Genomic DNA, 17,815 nt, shown 5'->3' with positions numbered 1-17,815 from the left:
GACGGTGCTCACCGACGCGCCCCCGGCGGCGTCGGCGACGTCGTCCACCCTGGTCCTGGACGGGGAGCGGGAACGGGTCGAGCTGGCAGTTGGCGGCATGACCTGCGCCTCGTGTGCCAACCGGGTGGAGAAGCGGCTCAACCAGATCGACGGCGTGACGGCCACGGTCAACATCGCGACCGAGAAGGCCACCATCGCCTATCCCGCCTCGCTGCAGGTCACGGACCTGATAGCGGCGGTCGAGGAGACCGGCTACACGGCCGAGCCGCTGCGCACCGAGCGGCCGCCGCAGGGGGAGCCGCCCGCGGAAGGCGGCTCCACACCCACCGGCACCGAAGGTGCGGACCGGGAGGCGACAACCCGCCTGCGAGACGCCCGCACCCGTGCGGTGGTCAGCGCCGTGCTCTCGGCTCCCGTCGTCCTGCTGGCGATGGTGCCCGCGCTGCAGTTCACGTACTGGCAGTGGCTGTCACTCGTGCTGGCGGCTCCGGTCGTGGTCTGGGGCGGGCTTTCGTTCCACCGGGCGGCCTGGGTCAACCTCCGGCACGGCAACGCCACGATGGACACGCTGATCTCGATGGGCACCATCGCGGCCTTCGGGTGGTCGCTCTACGCGCTCTTCCTCGGTTCGGCGGGCGAGCCGGGGCTGAGGCACCCGTTCAGCCTGACGGCGAGCAGCGGTGACGGTGCCATGACCATCTACCTCGAGGTCGCGGCGGGCGTGACGACGTTCATCCTCGCGGGGCGGTACTTCGAGGAGCGGGCCAAGCGCCGGGCGGGCGCCGCGCTCCGTGCCCTGCTCGGGTTGGGCGCCAAGGACGTCGCCGTGCTGCGCGACGGCCACGAGCAACGGGTTCCGGTGGAGCAGTTGCAGGTGGGCGACCTCTTCGTCGTACGACCGGGTGAACGGATCGCCACCGACGGCGACGTGGTGGAAGGCAGCTCGGCAGTCGACCAGAGCATGCTCACCGGTGAGTCCGTGCCCGTCGACGTCCGGGTGGGAAGTCCCGTGGTCGGCGCGACCGTCAACGCCGGTGGTCGGCTCGTCGTCAAGGCGACCAGGGTCGGTGCCGACACCCAGCTCGCCCAGATCGCCAAGCTCGTCGAGGAAGCCCAGTCGGGCAAGGCCGAGGTGCAGCGGCTGGCCGACCGGATCTCCGGGGTGTTCGTTCCGATCGTCATCGCCCTGGCGGTCGCGACGCTCGGCTTCTGGATCGGTGGCACCGGCTCGGCGGGTATCGCGTTCACGGCGGCGGTCGCGGTGCTGATCATCGCCTGCCCGTGCGCGCTCGGCCTCGCGACACCGACGGCGCTGCTGGTCGGCACCGGACGGGGAGCCCAGCTCGGCATCCTGATCAAGGGACCCGAGGTACTCGAGTCGACCCGCCGGATCGACACGATCGTGCTCGACAAGACCGGCACGCTGACCACCGGTCAGATGACGCTGACCCAAGCGGTCGCGGCCGAGGGCGAGGATGTCGACGAGGTGCTGCGGCTCGCCGGGGCGCTGGAACATGCGTCGGAACATCCTGTCGCCCGGGCCGTCGCGTCCGGTGCCGCTCAACGCGTCGGTGACCTGCCCTCCGTGTCGGACTTCGCCAACCTCGAAGGCCTCGGCGTCGAAGGTGTCGTCGACCAGCGATCGGTGGTCGCAGGTCGGGTGAGTCTGCTGGCCGAACGCGGGTTGCCGCTTCCGTCCGCTCTGGAGGACGTACGACGTGACGCCGAGGCCGCTGGCCGGACCGTGGTCGCGGTTGCGTGGGACGGCGCCACGCGCGGGCTCCTCGTCGTCGCCGACTCGGTGAAGCCGACCAGTGCCGAAGCGGTGAAGGACCTGCGTGCCCTGGGACTCTCTCCGCGGCTGCTCACCGGCGACAACGACACGGTCGCTCGGGCGGTCGCCCACGAGGTCGGCATCGACGGCGAGCACGTGATCGCGGGTGTCCTGCCCCAGGACAAGGCCGACGTCGTGGCCCGGCTGCAGGGCGAGGGCAGGGTCGTCGCGATGGTCGGCGACGGTGTCAACGACGCGGCCGCGCTCGCCAGGGCAGACCTGGGGCTGGCGATGGGAACCGGCACGGACGTGGCGATCGAGGCCAGCGACCTCACGTTGGTCCGCGGTGACCTGCGGGTCGCGGCCGACGCGATCCGCCTGGCCAGGCAGACGCTGCGGACGATCCGGTGGAACCTGTTCTGGGCGTTCGCCTACAACCTCGCGGCGCTGCCGCTCGCCGCCGCCGGGCTGCTCAACCCGATGCTCGCGGGAGCGGCCATGGCGTTCAGCTCGGTCTTCGTGGTGAGCAACAGCCTCCGGCTCCGCCGATTCACCGCCACAGCGAGGGGCGGAGGGGAGTGAAGGGGGTCCTTTCGCTGCGGGCGGGCGGCGACACGTTCACGCCGGAGCTCGTCGAGGCGTTCCTGGATGAGTACACCAAGCCAGGTGACGTCGTCTTCGATCCTTTCGCCGGCTTCGGCACCACCCTTGTCGTCGCCGAACGTATGGGCCGCCGTCCGCTCGGCATCGAGATCATGGCCGAGCGGGTGGAGGTCGTGCGGGCGAAGCTCGAGGACCCGTCGGCGATCCTGTGTGCCGACACGAGGAACCTCGATCGGCTCGACCTCCCGCCGATCGACTTCAGCATCACCTCGCCGCCGTACATGTCGAGGGAGGATCACCCGCAGAACCCGTTGACTGGATACCAGACGCTCGACGGCGACTACCAGACGCATCTCGACGAGCTGGCCGCGATCTATCGCAGGGTGGCGACCTGCCTCGCGCCCGGGGGGACGGTGGTGATCAACGCCGCCAACCTCCGGCTGCATTCGACCCGACTGGCGTGGGACATCGGTCAGGCGGTCTCGACCGTCCTGACCTACGAGCGGGAGGTCGTGATCGACTGGGACGAACCGCCGACGTGGCTCACCAACGACTACTGCCTGGTCTTCTCATCCTGAGTGGGAGAGGTCCTGATCGGGAAAGGGTCCACCCGGTCGCGGTCTGCGAGGCATCGTGGAATGGAACGCTCGTCGGAGCGAGCGCAGGGAGATCGGGGGACTCCATGGCAGGGTCGGACACACAACGCAAGCCGGGATTCCTGTCCCGACCAATGGTTCGCCGGGTCGTCGGTTTTGCCGCGATTGCCGCACTCGCGCTGATCTTCATCTTCCAGAACACCGCCACCGTGCGCATTCGGCTGCTCATCCCGGAGGTGACCATGCCCTTGTGGGGTGCCTTGTTGATCGCCTGGGTCCTGGGCCTGGTGGCGGTCACGTTCACCGTACGCCGGCGCCAGTGACGCTCACCTTCGCCACGTTCGGCCGGGCGGCGGAAGTGACATGGAAGGGCGTTGGCGATATGCGGGAGAATGGCACCATGACCGAACGCAAACCGCCCGGCATCAGCTTCGAGTCATGGGTCGACAAGCAGATCAACGACGCCGTTGCGCGTGGCGAGTTCGACAACCTGCCTGGGGCAGGCAAGCCCATCGCCGACCTCGACAAGCCGTACGACGAGGTGTGGGTGCAGCGCCACCTGCGCAAGGAGGGCGTGTCGACCGAGGACCTGCTGCCGACACCACTGCAGTTGCGCAAGGAGATCGAGCGCCTGCCGGACACGGTCCGCGAGCTGCGTTCGGAGCAGGACGTGCGTGCGGTCGTCGACGAGCTCAACCATCGGATCACCCGCTGGCTGCGGGCCCCGTCGGGTCCGCGCGTGCCGGTCGTCCCCGTCAAGGCGGATGCCGTCGTGGGCCAGTGGCGGGCGGATCGCGAGGAGGCGGCGGCAAAGCGCGCCGCCGCCCGGGCCGTCGACCTGGCGCCAGAGGCTGATGTCCCCACGCAGCGCACCCCCTGGTGGCGTCGGCTCGCTCGCCGCCGGACCCCGAACCCCTGATCAGGCCCCAGTTTCCGCCCGGATGTCGTCAGTAGAACCGGCGGCGGTCGTCGACCCCCGAGCCTGGCGCGGGCGCAGGACCACCGCGGCCACGAGAGCGCCCACCGCGACGATGCCGGCGGCCACGCCGAATCCGAGGTGGTAACCCCCGTTCAGCGCCGCGACCGAAGAGTGCCCTTCGGCGAGCAGAAGGTCCGTACGCACGGTCGCCAGGGTCGCGAGGACGGCCAGTCCGAGAGCGCCGCCTACCTGCTGGGTCGTGTTGACGACACCGGATGCGAGCCCGGAGTCGCTGGGCGTGGCGCCGGACATGGCGAGCGTGACCAGGGCGGGAAAGCCCAGGCCGCCGCCCGCGCCGAGCAGCAGAAAGGCCGGGAGGACGTCCACCACGTACACCCCGTCCACCGGCGCACGGGCCAGCAGCGTGAGTCCGGCGACAACGGACACCAGGCTCGCGAGCAGCACGGTGCGTTCGCCGTAGCGGGAGTTGAGTCGGGGCGAGAGACCGACCGACAGCATGCCGATCATCGCCGCGACCGGGAGGTAGGCGAGCCCGATCTCGAGAGGGTCGTAGTGGAGCACGTGCTGCAGATACAGGCAGCCGAGGAAGAACTGCCCGAACATCCCGGCCAGCATGAGGGCGAGAACCACGTTGCCGCCCGTGAGCTGACGTGAGCGGAAGATGCGAAGCGACAGGAGCGGGTTCTTCGCGGTGACCTGGCGGAGGACGAACCCGGCGAGCAGGCCGAGGGTCGCCGCGCCGAGGACGACCGTCCGCGTCGAGTCCCCGCCGCCGTCCGCCGACCGGAGGATCGTGTAGACGCCGAGCATCAGGGCGACGGTGACGAGCGTCGCGCCGACGGCGTCGGCGCCCTGGCGCAGTCCGATCCCGCGGTCGGTACGAAGGAGCCGGACGCCCAGCAGGGCGACGGCGATGCCGATCGGCAGGTTGACGAGGAAGATCCAGTGCCAGGTGAGGATCTGGGTGAGGACGCCGCCGGCGAGCAGGCCGATCGAGGCGCCACCGGCACCGACGAAGCTGTAGATGCCGATCGCCTTCGCCCGCGCCCCCGGCTCGGCGAACATCGTCACGATCATGCCCAGGATCACCGAGGAGCTGATGGCCGCGCCGGCCCCTTGGACGAACCGCGCGACGATGAGCATCTCCTGGCTGGTGGAGAGACCGCACCACAGGGACGCCCCGGTGAACACGGCCAGCCCGGCGAGGAAGACGCGCTTGCGACCGATCAGGTCGCCGAGTCGTCCGGCCAGCAGGAGCAACCCGCCGAACGCGATGAGGTACGCATTGACGACCCAGGCAAGGCCCGACTGGGAGAAACCGAGGTCGGCCTGGATCGACGGCAGGGCCACGTTGACGATCGTCTGGTCGAGGATGACCATCAACGACCCGGCGCAGAGGACGAGAAGGGCGAGACGGCGCGTCCGGGCCGCGCTCGGTGAATGTCGGAGCATGAAGGGTCGCCTCCTGGTGCGAGTTCCAGGAGTGACCGTAGCAGATAGTTTTGTTCGGGACTATCTAGTTCGTTATTAACCGGCTGGCTGCGGGACCTGCGGTGCGCGCCGGCGGATCGGCTGGTCGACGTGGGACGGGGTGGCCAGTTGGCCGCTGACCAGGCGGACGAGGCTGTCGAGGAAGACCCTCCGCTTGCCGGCGGGTAGTTCGCCGAGGACATCGTCGTAGAGTTCGGCGACGATCTTCCGGGCGGCGGCCACCGTCTTCTCTCCCGCTGGAGTGACCGCGATCACCCGGGCGCGGCGGTCCGTGTGCGAGGCCTGGCGCTCGGCGAGACCGAGCCTTTCGAGCTTGTCGATCGTCACGACCATGGTCGTCTTGTCGAGGTGGGACATCTCGGCGAGCTGGCTCTGCGTCCAGCGCCCGCTGCTCGCACCCATGAGTACGCAGTAGTCCCGCGGCGAGATCCCGAGGTCGGCCAGCCCGGAGGCCATCTGGGTCGCCAGGGCGAAGCTCGCCTGGTTCAGCAGGAACAGCAGGTCGGCGGCAAGGTCAGTCGGTGTCTGGGCAGGCATGACGCAATCCTAGCAAGATTGTCTGTCGCGGGATTATTTCGTACGCAGACAAATCCTGCTGCGGCGGGCTCGAAGACGAGCCGAACCCACCGGGGCCGGGGCCGGACCTTCGGATAGCCAAGGGCCGCGGGATCGGCCACCATGTCGTCGTGCGTACGTCCTCTCGCCGGTTGGTCGTCACTGCGGTGTCGGTCGCCGCTTCGCTCGCGTTGACTCTTGCGCCGGCGGCCGCCGCGGCCGATGTCGCCGCCGATGTCATCGTCAGTCCTTCGACGGCCACCCAGGGCGACTACACCACGCTGACCTTCGTCGTCCCGAACGAGTCCGAGAGCGCCAGCACGGTGAAGGTCAAGGTGGCGTTCCCGACCAAGCCGCCGCTGGCGTCGGTACGGGTCAAGCGACAGCCGGGCTGGACCGCCGACGTGATCGAGACGAAGGTCCGCGGGCCAGGCGACACCTGCGACTGCGCGATGACGCCTGCCGTGACGTCCATCACCTGGACGGCCGACAAAAGCGCCCGCATCAGTCCGGGCGAGTTCGACGAGTTCGAGGTCTTCGTGGGGCCCCTGCCGCTGGTGGAACGCCTCACGTTCCCGACCGTCCAGACCTATGACGACGGCTCGGTGGAGCGGTCGGCGGCGCGCGCGAGCGCGGAGGGACAATCCGCGCACCCCGCCCCGGCGCTCACCCTCCGCGCGGCTCCGGCGGCAGCGGGCGAGGCCAGTACCGCCGGCGACTCGGAGAGTGGCGTGATCTCCGGTCTGACGCGGGCGGGCTGGACCGGCGCGAGTCGCTGGATCGGGGTGGCCGCCGTCGTCCTCGGCGTCGGGGTCATGGCCGCGGCCGGCGGACTCGCACTCGTGCGCCGTCGCGGCAGCTCGCTCACGGAGTAGCTCCGTCTCCCTTGCGAGGTCGGAGGTCCCCCGTTGGGCCCTCGTGACCACGGCCGCGCGGCCCGTGCCAGATCCGATCTTGCGGACCAGTCTGACCATGTGGGCCACGTAGGGGCCCGAGGCACGGGTGAGACGACCGACTGGGGAGCGGGTGGGCCATGGCGGACTTCGAATCCGGATCCAATCACGACTTCCCCTCCAGGCTCGACCTCCTCTCGGTCAACACGATCCGCGGTTTGTGCATGGACGCCGTGCAGAAAGCCGAGTCCGGGCATCCGGGTACGCCGATGGGAATCGCGCCTGTCGCCTACACGCTCTGGCAGAAGTTCCTGCGATTCGATCCGGGCGATCCGATCTGGCCCAACCGGGACCGGTTCGTCCTGTCCGAAGGGCACGCGTCCGCGCTGCTGTGGTCGCTTCTGCACCTGAGCGGCGTACGTTCGGTCGATCCCGACTACGAGGTTCTCGGAACCCCCGCGGTCACCCTGAACGATCTCAAGACCTTCCGCGAGCTCGGGTCGCATTGCCCGGGGCACCCGGAGTATCGGTTGACCAGTGGCGTGGAGGCGACGACCGGACCGCTCGGCCAGGGTGTCGCGATGTCGGTGGGGATGGCGGTCTCGAGCCAGTGGCTCGCCGCGCGGTACAACCGCGACGGTGTGTCGCGGGGGTCCGGGGGTCGTCCCCCGGGCAAGCTCAGTCCGCTCTTCGACTTCGACGTGTACGCACTTGCCGGCGACGGCTGCATGATGGAAGGCATCTCGTCGGAGGCGGCGTCATTCGCCGGCCACCAGAAGCTGTCCAACCTGTGTTGGATCTATGACTCGAACCACGTCACGATCGAGGGCCACACCGACATCACCTTCACCGAGGACGTGGCCGCCCGGTTCCTTTCCTACGGCTGGAATGTCACGACGGTCGCAGACGCGAACAACCTCGAGATGGTCGCCCGGGCGTTCCACTCGTTCAAGACCGAGCACGAGCGGCCGACGCTCATTCTCGTCCACAGCCACATCGGGTACGGCTCGCCGTGGGAGGACTCGCCGAAGGCGCACGGTTCACCGCTCGGGGTCGAGGCGGTGAAGGCCACCAAGCGGGTGCTGGGAATGCCGGACGATGTGGACTTCTACATCCCGGACGGCATCTATCACTGGTTCGAGCAGGGGATCGGCGCTCGCGGTCAGGCGGTGCGGACGGCGTGGGAGGCGAACTTCAAGGAGTACGCCAACGCCTACCCCGAGCTCGCCGACCAGGTAGAGCGGATGCAACGCCGCGAGGCTCCGCCCGAGTGGGACGCCGACCTCCCGACGTTTCCGGCAGATCCGAAGGGCGTCGCCACCCGGGCCTCGTCGGCCGAGGTGCTCAACGCCGTCGCCCGGCACGTGCCGTGGCTCCTCGGTGGGTCGGCCGACCTCGAGCCCTCGACCAAGACCTGGCTGCAGGTCGATGGTGGTACGGCGTTCGAGCCTGATGACCGGGCGGCGCGCAACTTCCACTTCGGCGTCCGCGAGCACGCCACCGCCGCGATCGCGAACGGCATGGCGCTGTCGAAGCTCCGGCCGTTCTGGTCGGGTTTCCTGATCTTCTCCGACTACGCCCGGGGCGCCATCCGGCTGTCCGCGCTGATGGAGGTGCCGGTCATCCACATCTTCACCCACGACTCGATCGGCGTCGGGCAGGACGGGCCGACCCACCAGCCGGTGGAGCAGTTGGCGTCCTTGCGGGCGATGCCCGGGCTGCTGGTCTTCCGCCCCGCAGACGCGAGCGAGGTGGTCGAGACCTGGCGGGTGGTGGGTGGGTTCCGGCGCGAGCCCGCCGTTCTCGTGTTGTCCCGGCAGGCGTTGCCGACGTTCGACCGGCAGCAGCTGCACGGTGCCGAGGGAGTCGCCCGTGGCGCGTACGTCCTCGCCGATCCTCCCGACGGCGGTCGACCGGACGTACTGCTGCTCGCCACCGGCTCGGAGGTCGCACTGGCCCTGTCGGCGCGGGACGAGCTCGCCGGCGAGGGAATCGGGGCGCAGGTGGTGAGCATGCCGTGCTGGGAGCTGTTCGACCGGCAGCCCGCCGACTACCGCGACTCCGTCCTCCCGCCGGAGGTAACCGCCCGGGTCGGGATCGAACAGGCGTCGACCCTGGGATGGGACCGCTATGTCGGCCCCGCGGGTGCCGTGATCGGGATGCACACGTTCGGCGCGTCGGCGCCGCTGAAGCAACTGCTGCACAAGTTCGGGTTCACCCCGGACAGGGTGACCGAGACCGCCCGGGCCGTGGTGAGACAGGCGCGTGCCCAGACCGGAGCTCAGGGAAAGGACAGACCGTGACCGCCACGCAGGAGTTGCACCAGCGCGGGCAGAGTCTGTGGCTGGACAACATCACCCGCAGGATGCTCGACACCGGGCAGATCCAGCACTACATCGAGGCGTACTCGATCACCGGGCTCACCTCGAACCCGTCGATCTTCGACCAGGCGATCGAGACCGGCTACTACGACGACGCGATCCGAGCCGCGGCGACGCGGGGTCGCACGGACGAGGACCTGTTCTTCGAGCTGGCGATCCAGGACCTGCGGCGCGCGGCCGACCTCTTCCTGCCGATCCATGAACGGACCGACGGCGTGGACGGCTGGGTCTCCCTCGAGGTCTCGCCCTTGCTGGCCTACGACACCGACGCGACGATCAGGGCGGCGAAGGCCTTGCACGCAAGGGCGGGTCGACCGAACCTGCTGATCAAGATCCCGGGTACGAAGGAGGGCCTGCCGGCGATCACCGAATGCATCGCATCCGGCGTCCCTGTCAACGTCACCTTGCTCTTCTCCGCCGACCACTACCGCTCGGCGGCGCGCGCCTACCGCGACGGCGTCCAGCGTCGGGTCGAGGCGGATCGCGATCCCGCGGTCGGCTCGGTCGCGTCGGTGTTCATGTCCCGTTGGGATGTGGCCGTCGCCGACCAGGTTCCGGAGCAGCTCAAGGACCAGCTGGCCCTCGCGGTGGGGCTGGACACCTACCGTGCGTACCGGCGCTTCCTGGACTCCGACGCCATGCAGCGGCTGGAGAACGCCGGTGCGCGGCCGCAACGCCTGCTGTGGGCAAGTACGCGGACGAAGGACCCGGCCGCCTCGGACACGCTCTACGTCCACGGGCTGGCGGCGCCGTTCACCGTCAACACGATGCCGGACGCCACGCTGGAGGCGTTCCACGATCACGGCGAGGTGGGCGATCCGATGCCCGCCGACGGCGGAGCATGTGACGAGATGCTGAGCCGGTTCGCCGACGCCGGCGTGGACGTCAGAGCCCTCGCGGACAAGCTCCAACGCGACGGTGCGCAGGCGTTCGTGACGTCGTGGAAGGACCTGCTGGGTCGGATCTCCGCCCAGCGCGCCGCGCTCACGACCTGACGCCACCACATCGAAGCTGATCAGGACCTGATCGGGGGGAACGACGATGCCGAGGATCCCGCTCCGCGACCGACCGGCCTGGAAGGCGCTCGAGGAGCACCGCGCGGAGATCGGGCAGCGACACCTGCGCGACCTGTTCGGCGAGGACCCGGGGCGCGGCGAACGCCTGTGCGCCGAGGCCGCTGGGACCGGCATCTACCTCGACTACTCCAAGAACCGCGTCACCGACGAGACCATGCGCCTGCTCGTGCGGCTCGCGGAGGAGTGTGAACTCGAACGCCGGCGGGACATGATGTTCTCCGGCGAGCCGATCAACACCGCCGAGCACCGTTCGGTGCTGCACGTCGCCCTGCGGATGCCGAGGAAGGCGTCGCTGGTCGTCGACGGCGTGGACGTCGTCTCGGAGGTGCACGCCGTGCTGGACAAGATGGCGGCGTTCGCCCAGAAGATCCGTTCGGGGGAGTGGAAGGGCCACACCGGCAAGCCGATCCGCACCATCGTCAACGTCGGCATCGGCGGCTCGGACCTCGGCCCGGTGATGGCCTACGAAGCGTTACGGCACTACAGCAAGCGCGAGTTGACGTTCCGGTTCGTCTCCAACGTCGACGCCACCGACTTCGTGGAGGCGACCCGGGACCTGTCGGCCGAGGAGACGCTGTTCATCATCTCCTCGAAGACCTTTGGTACGCAGGAGACGCTCACCAACGCGCATTCGGCCCGCGACTGGGTGCTCCGCGAGGTGGGCGCCGAGGAGGCGATCGCGAAGCACTTCGTCGCGGTCTCCACGAACGCGGAGAAGGTCGCGGCGTTCGGCATCGACACCGACAACATGTTCGGCTTCTGGGACTGGGTGGGTGGCCGTTACTCGATGGACTCCGCGATCGGGCTGTCGACGATGGTCGCGATCGGCCCGGAGCAGTTCGGCGAGCTGCTCGCGGGCTTCCACGCGATGGACGAGCACTTCCGCACCGCACCGCTGGCCGAGAACCTTCCCGCCCTGATGGGGTTGCTCGCCTGCTGGTACGTCAACTTCTTCGGCGTGCAGACGATCGGCGTGATGCCGTACGACCAGTACCTGAAGCGGTTCCCGGCCTACCTGCAGCAGCTCACGATGGAGTCCAACGGCAAGCACGTGACGCTCGACGGCAAGGCCGTCGACTACGACACCGGTCCCGTCTACTGGGGCGAGCCGGGCACCAACGGCCAGCACAGCTTCTACCAGCTGCTGCACCAGGGCACCCGCCTCATCCCGGTCGACCTGATCGGGTTCGGCAAGGGGCTCAACCCGCTGGGTGAGCACCACGACATCCTCACCTCCAACGTGTTCGCCCAGGCGCAGGCGTTGGCGTTCGGGAAAACCGAGGACGAGGTGCGAGCTGAGGGGACACCGGAGGACGTCGTACCCCACAAGGTGATGCCGGGCAATCGCCCGACCAACGTCCTGCTCGCCGAGGTGCTGACGCCCCGGCTGTTGGGCTCGCTGGTGGCGCTCTACGAGCACAGCGTCTTCACCCAGGGCACGGTCTGGGGCATCGACTCCTTCGACCAGTGGGGCGTCGAGCTGGGCAAGGTGCTCGCGAAGCGAATCATCCCTGATCTCACCAGCGACACCGAACCCGACCTGCGCTACGACTCGTCGACCAACGCGCTGATCCGTCGCTACCGCACGCTCAGGACGTAACGAAGCCCGACTGCTACCAGCCCGCTCGACATCCACAAGGGGGACAACGATGGCCACGGACACACCCATGCAGCTCGGCATGATCGGGCTCGGCCGGATGGGCTCCAACCTCGTCCGGAGGTTGATGCGGGACGGCCACCAGTGTGTGGCGTACGACGTCAACCAGACCGCCGTGCAGGAGCTGGCGGGCGAAGGTGCCACCGGGGCGTCGACCCTCGAGGAGTTCGTGGCCGCGCTGGACAAGCCGCGGGCGATCTGGCTGATGGTGCCAGCGGGTGTCGTCCAGTCCACTCTCGACCAGCTGGTGGGACTGCTCGACCCGGACGACGTCGTGATCGACGGTGGCAACTCCTACTACCGCGACGACATCACCCGTGCGAAGCAGCTGGCCGAGCGGCAGATCCACTATGTCGACTGCGGCACCTCCGGTGGGGTCTGGGGTCTGGAACGCGGCTACTGCCTGATGATCGGTGGCGAGGGCCGTGCGGTCAGCCGGTTGGACCCGATCTTCGCCACCATCGCGCCCGGTGCCGGGAGCGCCGCGCCCACGCCGAACCGCACCCTGAACGGCACCGCACCGCAGGGATACCTGCACTGTGGCCCCAACGGGTCCGGGCACTTCGTGAAGATGGTCCACAACGGCATCGAGTACGGGATGATGGCGTCGATCGCCGAGGGCCTGTCCATTCTGCGGCACGCCAACATCGGCAAGAAGGACCGTCCGGTCGACGCGGAGACCTCGCCGTTGCGTGACCCGGAGGCCTATCAGTACGACATCGATGTCGGTGAGGTCGCGGAGGTCTGGCGGCGCGGCTCGGTCATCGAGTCGTGGCTCGTCGACCTGATCGCCGACGCACTCGCCGCCTCGCCCCAGCTGGAGAGTTTCAAGGGCCGGGTCTCCGACTCAGGCGAAGGCCGCTGGACGGTGATCGCGGCGATCGAGGAGAGCGTGCCGGCGGCCGCCATCACCGCCGCCCTGAACGAACGTTTCGAGTCGCGCGGGCTCGGCCACTTCGCCGACGCCGCCATGTCGGCGATGCGGAGCGAGTTCGGGGGCCATGCGGAGAAGGGGAACTGACCAGCATGCACCACGATCTCGAGGTCTTCGCCGATCCCGTGGCGGTGGCGGCGGCCGCGGCCGATCAGGTCGTACGCCGTAGCCGGGAGGCGATCGCGGACCACGGACGGTTCACGTGCGCGGTGAGCGGCGGGCACACGCCGTGGGCGATGTTTGCCGAACTCGCCCGACGCGACGTCGCGTGGAACCACGTCGTGATCTTCCAGGTCGACGAGCGCATCGCGCCGGCCGGCGATCCGGACCGCAATCTCACCCACCTGCGTGGGAGTCTCGGCCCGGCCGATGCGGACGTCGTACCGATGCCGGTGAACGACGCCGAGCACACCGACGTCGCCGGCCTCGAGGCGGCCGCGGACGGCTATGCGGCGCTGCTGCCGGATCGGTTCGACCTGATCCACCTCGGTCTGGGACCGGACGGACACACCGCGTCGCTGGTCCCGGATGACCCGGTGCTGAAGGTGACCGACCACCTGGTCGCGATCACCGGTCCCTACCAGGGGCATCGGCGCATGACCCTCACCTATCCGGCGCTGGCGCGAGCGGACCAGTTGCTCTGGCTGGTCACCGGTGCGGACAAACACCTGCCCCTGGCGAAGCTCCTCGCCGGCGACGAGTCCATCCCGGCGGGCCAGGTCGAGGCGCGCGCCTCACTCGTCCTCGCCGACCGGTCGGCGGCCGGGCGATGAGTAGCCGCCAGATGAAGGCCCCGCCGATGACCGCCCTACCGATGGAAGCGGGTTCAGCGGCCCGGCGACCGCAGGTCACGTCGTTCGACGGTGCCGTCGCGCCCGACGAGGACGGTGGCCACGAGGCTGGGCGAGAAGAGGCCATGCTCCACGAGACCGGGTGTGCCCGAGAGGTCGGCCGCGAGGCGTGCGGGGTCGCCCACCTCGCCGTGGTAGTCGGCGATGACGCCACCGTCCGGACTGCGCGGCACACCCCGCACCGTCACCGACGCCAGGCGCCGCAGCGTCGCCGGCAGCCCGAACTCGAGCAGTTCGACCGGAATCGGGGCGTGCAGTGCGGCGACCAGTTTGCGCGAGTCCACGATGACGATGAACCGGTCGGCGGCCGCCGCCACGATCTTCTCCCGGGTGTGCGCGGCACCTCCGCCCTTGACCAGCCAGCCGTCGGGGGCCACCTGGTCGGCGCCGTCGATGGCGATGTCGAGACGGTCGAGAGGGTCGAACTCCTGGACCGTGAGGCCGAGCCCGAGAGCGGCGTGGTGGGTGTGGGGCGACGACGCCACGCAGCGAAGAGACAGGTTCCGCCGGGCGAGTGCCGGCAGCAGGAAGGCCACGGTGCTGCCCGTGCCGAGGCCGACGGTCATTCCGTCCTGCACGAGTGCGGCGGCGGCCTCGGCAGCGATCCGCTTCTCCCGTTCGCCCCTGTCGTCCCCGGCCTGGCTCGGCTCGGACGGATTCCGCTCGGCGCTCACGCGTTCCCGCGTGCTGTGCTCATTGGTTCCCTCGCTTCGCTCGCTCACGTGCACACAGTCTCCCCGCCGGCCGCCCGCACACACCTCGGCAGGGCCGCACCGCATGCCGCGAAGGAGGGATCGCGATGGCTCTCGGATATCGCGCGCCGCTCTACCTGATGGCCTTCGACCATCGGGGATCGTTCGAGCACGACCTGTTCGGCGGGAAGCCTCCGTCCGTGCCGCAGGCGAGAGCGGGCGACAGGCGGGCGAAGCCCGCCGGGGGTCCGAGCGATACGGTCCGCGCCGGCATCATCGACGCCAAGAACCTCATCTACGAAGGCTTCGTCCAGGCCCTCGAGCGTGGCGCGCCGCGGGACGCGGCGGGTGTCCTCGTCGACGAGGAGTTCGGTACGCAGGTGGCCCGCGCGGCGAGTGCGGCCGGGCACGTGCTCGCGATGCCGGTGGAGAAGTCCGGGCAGGAGGAGTTCGAGTTCGCCTACGGCGAGGATTTCGCGGCACACATCGAGCGATTCGGTCCGACGTTCGCGAAGGTTCTGGTCCGCTATAACCCCGACGGTGATCAGGACCTGAACGCCCGCCAGACACAGCGACTCGCCCAGCTCAGCGCGTGGCTGCACGACACCGAACGCAGGTTCCTCTTCGAGCTGCTCGTCCCGTCGACCGATGACCAGTGGACACGCTGCGGTGGGGACCAGGGACGGTACGACCGCGAGTTGCGGCCGGACCTCGTCGTCCGCGCGCTCGCGGCGCTTCAGGACGCGGATGTGGAGCCGGACATCTGGAAGATCGAGGGACTCGACACCGCGAACGCCTGCGCCCGGGTGGTGGCACAGGCCCGGGCTGGCGGCCGCGACGACGTCTGCTGTGTCGTTCTCGGGCGCGGTGCCGACGAGGCCCGGGTGGAGCAGTGGCTGCGGATCGCCGCCGGCGTCCCAGGCTTCGACGGGTTCGCGGTCGGTCGGACACTGTGGGAGGACGCGCTGCGGGCGTGGCTGGCCGGCACGGTGACGCGGGACCACGCGGCGACCGCGATCGCCGATCGCTACCTCGCGCTGATCCACACGTTCCTCACCGCGTCGGACGCGAGCGTCCTTGCCGGCTCGGAGCGGTCATGAACGCCGGCGACGTTCCACCGGTCCGGCTGTTCCTGGCCGATGTCGACGGCACGCTGGTGACGAACGACAAGGTTCTCACCAACCGCGCCGTCGAGGCCGTCCACGGGCTGCGTGACGCCGGCATCCTGTTCGCGATCACCAGCGGGCGCCCGCCGCGCGGCATGTCGATGCTCGTCGAGCCGCTCCGCCTCAGCACACCGATCGCGGCGTTCAACGGCGGTCTCTTCGTCCATCCGGACATGTCGGTGATCGAAGTGAGGACCGTCCCGGACGAGGTGGTCGGGCCAATGGTCTCCCTGCTGGGGTCGTACCGGCTGGACGTCTGGCTCTACCAGGGCACGGAGTGGTTCGTCCACGACCGGAACGGCCCGCACGTCGACCGTGAGGCGTGGACGGTGAAGTTCGCACCGACCGTGGTGGAGAGCTACTCCGGATGGGTGGCGTCGCGAAGATCGTCGGTGTCAGCGACGACCTGGTCGCGGTGGCCGCGGCGGAGTCGGCAGCCCGTGACGAGTTCGGCGACCACGTCTCGGCGGCCCGGTCCCAGCCCTACTACCTCGACGTCACGCACCCGGAGGCCAACAAGGGGAGCGTGGTGGCGTTCCTGTCGAGGACGTACGGCATCGATCCGGCACAGATCGTGACCATCGGCGACATGCCGAACGACGTTCTCATGTTCGCGCGTTCGGGCCTGTCCATCGCGATGGGCAACGCGAGCCCCGAGGTGCAGCGCGCGGCCCGCCGGGTCACGACGGCCAACACCGACGAGGGTTTCGCGAACGCCGTCGAGCGCTACGTGTTGCCCGCCCGGGCCCGTGCGGGCGCGGGTGCCACCACGTCGGGCCGCGTCGCGACGACGAACAGGAAAGGCGGGCACACAGATGGAACGTGACACAGTCGACGCGTTGGTCATCTTCGGCGCGACCGGGGACCTGGCGAAGCTGCAGACCTACCCCGCTCTGGTCAGCCTGGTCGAGCGCGGTGTACTCGACGTACCGATCATCGGCGTGGCCAACAGTGGGTGGAAACTCGAGCAGTTCCGCGACTATGCCGCGGAGTCCCTGCGGCACCACGACATCGATCCGACGAAGGGCGCGGCGGCGAGCATGCTGGGGCTGCTCGGCTATGTGGACGGCGACCTGACCGACGACGCGACCTACCAGGAGGTCTCGGATCGCCTCGGCGACCGCCGCCGGACGCTGTTCTATCTCGAGGTCCCGGCGCAGCTGTTCGGGCGGATCACGCAGGGGATCGCCAGTGTCGGCCGCGAACGCGACTCGCGCGTCATGGTCGAGAAGCCGTTCGGCACGGACCTGCGCAGCGCCCAGGAACTCAACGCCGCCATGCACAAGGTCTTCGCGGAGGACGCGATCTTCCGCGTCGACCACTGGCTCGGTCTTGATCCGGTGGAGAACATCCAGTTCGTCCGCTTCGCCAACTCCATCGTCGAACCGCTGCTCAACCGCGACCACGTGGAGAGCATCCAGATCACCATGGGGGAGTCGTTCGGGGTGGCCGACCGGGGCCGGTTCTACGACCGGACCGGCGCGATCCGCGACGTCCTGCAGAACCACCTGATGCAACTGCTCGTGACGATCATGGCCGACGAGCCGCGGCACGACATCCGGTCCTGGCGGAACGAACGCGCCGAGGCCGTGCAGGCGCTGCGGACGTTGACGCCGGGCGATGTCGTCCGCGGGCAGTACGACGGCTACCGCGACGTGCCGGGTGTCGCGCCGGACTCGACGGTGGAGACGTACTTCGCGGTGCGGCTGGCGTCGGAGTCCGCGCGATGGGCGGGCGTACCGATCTACATCCGCGCCGGCAAATGTCTCCCCGTCAGCGCGACGGAGGTCTCGGTGCGGTTCCGCCGGCCCGAACGCAACATCTGCGGCATCAAGCCGTTCGAGAGCATGAACGAACTGCGTTTCCGGGTACGCCCGGAGACCGCGGTGACGCTCAGCCTGGCCGGCAAGAAACCTGCCATCGGCCCGGAGGCGCAGGTCGAGGAGCTCACCTTCGCACAGCAGCCGGGCTCCGACCCGAGGCCGTATGACCGGCTGATCGGTGCCGCGCTGGCGGGCGACCAGTGGTTCTTCGCCCGTGAGGACTCGGTGGAGGCGTCCTGGCGGATCGTCGACCCCATCCTCGACGATGCGGTGCCGGTCCATCCGTACGCCCAGGGCTCGTGGGGACCGGAGGCGGCGGACGGCCTGCTCCCAGCGGGCACCACCTGGCATGACCCGCAGGCCTGAGCCGGGCGCCGGGCCGG

The 17,815-nt window shown here is 69.4% G+C and carries 16 protein-coding genes and 1 pseudogene; 14 read left to right on the top strand and 3 right to left on the bottom strand.

The window, feature by feature from the left end; genetic code table 11:
* Window positions 1-97 precede the first annotated feature (97 nt).
* The 4 genes from ABN034_RS28615 (at window position 98) to ABN034_RS28600 (ending at window position 3,892) form a co-directional block, all read left to right on the top strand.
* Window positions 98-2,356, top strand: a complete 2,259-nt coding sequence (locus tag ABN034_RS28615; RefSeq protein ID WP_502879108.1) for a heavy metal translocating P-type ATPase — start codon at window positions 98-100, stop codon at window positions 2,354-2,356.
* A complete protein-coding gene (locus ABN034_RS28610) occupies window positions 2,353-2,955 on the top strand; it encodes a TRM11 family SAM-dependent methyltransferase (RefSeq protein WP_349694087.1) in 603 nt (200 codons plus the stop codon). The genes ABN034_RS28615 and ABN034_RS28610 overlap by 4 nt, the downstream gene beginning before the upstream one ends.
* A gap of 104 nt (window positions 2,956-3,059) precedes the next feature.
* Complete coding sequence (locus ABN034_RS28605; protein WP_349694086.1) at window positions 3,060-3,296, top strand: hypothetical protein; 237 nt, start codon at window positions 3,060-3,062, stop codon at window positions 3,294-3,296.
* 77 nt (window positions 3,297-3,373) lie between these two features.
* Complete coding sequence (locus ABN034_RS28600) at window positions 3,374-3,892, top strand: DnaJ family domain-containing protein (RefSeq protein WP_349694085.1); 519 nt, start codon at window positions 3,374-3,376, stop codon at window positions 3,890-3,892.
* On the opposite strand, the gene ABN034_RS28595 is transcribed toward ABN034_RS28600, so the two are convergent.
* Together ABN034_RS28595 and ABN034_RS28590 are read right to left on the bottom strand one after the other, a co-directional pair.
* Entirely contained in the window at window positions 3,893-5,365 is a 1,473-nt protein-coding gene (locus tag ABN034_RS28595; protein ID WP_349694084.1) for a DHA2 family efflux MFS transporter permease subunit, read from the bottom strand.
* A 75-nt stretch (window positions 5,366-5,440) separates the two neighbouring features.
* Window positions 5,441-5,941 carry a MarR family winged helix-turn-helix transcriptional regulator gene (locus ABN034_RS28590; RefSeq protein WP_349694083.1) on the bottom strand — a complete coding sequence of 167 codons (501 nt, stop codon included), beginning with the start codon at window positions 5,939-5,941 and terminating at the stop codon, window positions 5,441-5,443.
* A gap of 149 nt (window positions 5,942-6,090) precedes the next feature.
* Here ABN034_RS28590 and ABN034_RS28585 point away from each other — a divergent pair, with 149 nt between their 5' ends.
* From ABN034_RS28585 to pgl, 6 genes are all read left to right on the top strand, one after another.
* A complete protein-coding gene (locus ABN034_RS28585; RefSeq protein WP_349694082.1) occupies window positions 6,091-6,834 on the top strand; it encodes a YcnI family protein in 744 nt (247 codons plus the stop codon).
* A 158-nt stretch (window positions 6,835-6,992) separates the two neighbouring features.
* Entirely contained in the window at window positions 6,993-9,155 is a 2,163-nt protein-coding gene (tkt, locus tag ABN034_RS28580; protein WP_349694081.1) for a transketolase, read from the top strand.
* A complete protein-coding gene (gene tal, locus ABN034_RS28575; protein WP_349694080.1) occupies window positions 9,152-10,228 on the top strand; it encodes a transaldolase in 1,077 nt (358 codons plus the stop codon). The genes tkt and tal overlap by 4 nt, the downstream gene beginning before the upstream one ends.
* 46 nt (window positions 10,229-10,274) lie before the next feature.
* Window positions 10,275-11,909 (top strand): glucose-6-phosphate isomerase, encoded by a 1,635-nt coding sequence (pgi, locus tag ABN034_RS28570; RefSeq protein ID WP_349694079.1) that lies wholly within the window; start codon window positions 10,275-10,277, stop codon window positions 11,907-11,909.
* A 49-nt stretch (window positions 11,910-11,958) separates the two neighbouring features.
* The gene (gene gnd / locus ABN034_RS28565; RefSeq protein ID WP_349694078.1) at window positions 11,959-12,987 is read left to right on the top strand and encodes a phosphogluconate dehydrogenase (NAD(+)-dependent, decarboxylating); all 1,029 of its coding nucleotides are present in this window, start codon (window positions 11,959-11,961) and stop codon (window positions 12,985-12,987) included.
* 5 nt (window positions 12,988-12,992) lie between these two features.
* Window positions 12,993-13,673 (top strand): 6-phosphogluconolactonase, encoded by a 681-nt coding sequence (gene pgl / locus ABN034_RS28560; protein WP_349694077.1) that lies wholly within the window; start codon window positions 12,993-12,995, stop codon window positions 13,671-13,673.
* A 53-nt stretch (window positions 13,674-13,726) separates the two neighbouring features.
* Here pgl and rpiA read toward each other — a convergent pair whose 3' ends face one another.
* Entirely contained in the window at window positions 13,727-14,473 is a 747-nt protein-coding gene (gene rpiA, locus ABN034_RS28555; RefSeq protein WP_349694076.1) for a ribose 5-phosphate isomerase A, read from the bottom strand.
* A gap of 77 nt (window positions 14,474-14,550) precedes the next feature.
* Here rpiA and ABN034_RS28550 point away from each other — a divergent pair, with 77 nt between their 5' ends.
* The 4 genes and pseudogenes from ABN034_RS28550 (at window position 14,551) to zwf (ending at window position 17,798) form a co-directional block, all read left to right on the top strand.
* Window positions 14,551-15,543: a 2-deoxy-5-keto-D-gluconate 6-phosphate aldolase domain-containing protein gene (locus tag ABN034_RS28550; RefSeq protein WP_349694075.1), complete on the top strand. Its 993-nt coding sequence runs from the start codon at window positions 14,551-14,553 to the stop codon at window positions 15,541-15,543.
* Window positions 15,540-15,893: pseudogene (locus tag ABN034_RS28545) on the top strand (HAD hydrolase family protein); the annotation flags it as partial. The gene ABN034_RS28550 and the pseudogene ABN034_RS28545, both read left to right, overlap by 4 nt.
* Window positions 15,894-15,976: 83 nt before the next feature.
* Window positions 15,977-16,435 (top strand): HAD hydrolase family protein, encoded by a 459-nt coding sequence (locus ABN034_RS28540; RefSeq protein ID WP_349694074.1) that lies wholly within the window; start codon window positions 15,977-15,979, stop codon window positions 16,433-16,435.
* Window positions 16,425-17,798, top strand: a complete 1,374-nt coding sequence (zwf, locus tag ABN034_RS28535; protein WP_349694073.1) for a glucose-6-phosphate dehydrogenase — start codon at window positions 16,425-16,427, stop codon at window positions 17,796-17,798. Before ABN034_RS28540 ends, zwf begins: the two co-directional genes overlap by 11 nt.
* Window positions 17,799-17,815: the final 17 nt, after the last annotated feature.

The organism is Actinopolymorpha sp. B11F2, from assembly GCF_040195635.1.
Taxonomy (GTDB): domain Bacteria; phylum Actinomycetota; class Actinomycetes; order Propionibacteriales; family Actinopolymorphaceae; genus Thermasporomyces.
Note: the sequence above shows the minus strand (reverse complement) of the source record. Positions and strands in the feature narration are given on the sequence as shown.

Coding starts and splice junctions, on each gene's coding strand:
- pgl (WP_349694077.1), top strand. CDS start 12,993: ATGCACCACGATCTCGAGGTCTTCGCCGATCCCGTGGCGGTGGCGGCG.
- gnd (WP_349694078.1), top strand. CDS start 11,959: ATGGCCACGGACACACCCATGCAGCTCGGCATGATCGGGCTCGGCCGG.
- ABN034_RS28590 (WP_349694083.1), bottom strand. CDS start 5,941: ATGCCTGCCCAGACACCGACTGACCTTGCCGCCGACCTGCTGTTCCTG.
- ABN034_RS28595 (WP_349694084.1), bottom strand. CDS start 5,365: ATGCTCCGACATTCACCGAGCGCGGCCCGGACGCGCCGTCTCGCCCTT.
- ABN034_RS28540 (WP_349694074.1), top strand. CDS start 15,977: ATGGGTGGCGTCGCGAAGATCGTCGGTGTCAGCGACGACCTGGTCGCG.
- tkt (WP_349694081.1), top strand. CDS start 6,993: ATGGCGGACTTCGAATCCGGATCCAATCACGACTTCCCCTCCAGGCTC.
- pgi (WP_349694079.1), top strand. CDS start 10,275: ATGCCGAGGATCCCGCTCCGCGACCGACCGGCCTGGAAGGCGCTCGAG.
- ABN034_RS28605 (WP_349694086.1), top strand. CDS start 3,060: ATGGCAGGGTCGGACACACAACGCAAGCCGGGATTCCTGTCCCGACCA.
- zwf (WP_349694073.1), top strand. CDS start 16,425: ATGGAACGTGACACAGTCGACGCGTTGGTCATCTTCGGCGCGACCGGG.
- ABN034_RS28550 (WP_349694075.1), top strand. CDS start 14,551: ATGGCTCTCGGATATCGCGCGCCGCTCTACCTGATGGCCTTCGACCAT.
- ABN034_RS28600 (WP_349694085.1), top strand. CDS start 3,374: ATGACCGAACGCAAACCGCCCGGCATCAGCTTCGAGTCATGGGTCGAC.
- ABN034_RS28615 (WP_502879108.1), top strand. CDS start 98: ATGACCTGCGCCTCGTGTGCCAACCGGGTGGAGAAGCGGCTCAACCAG.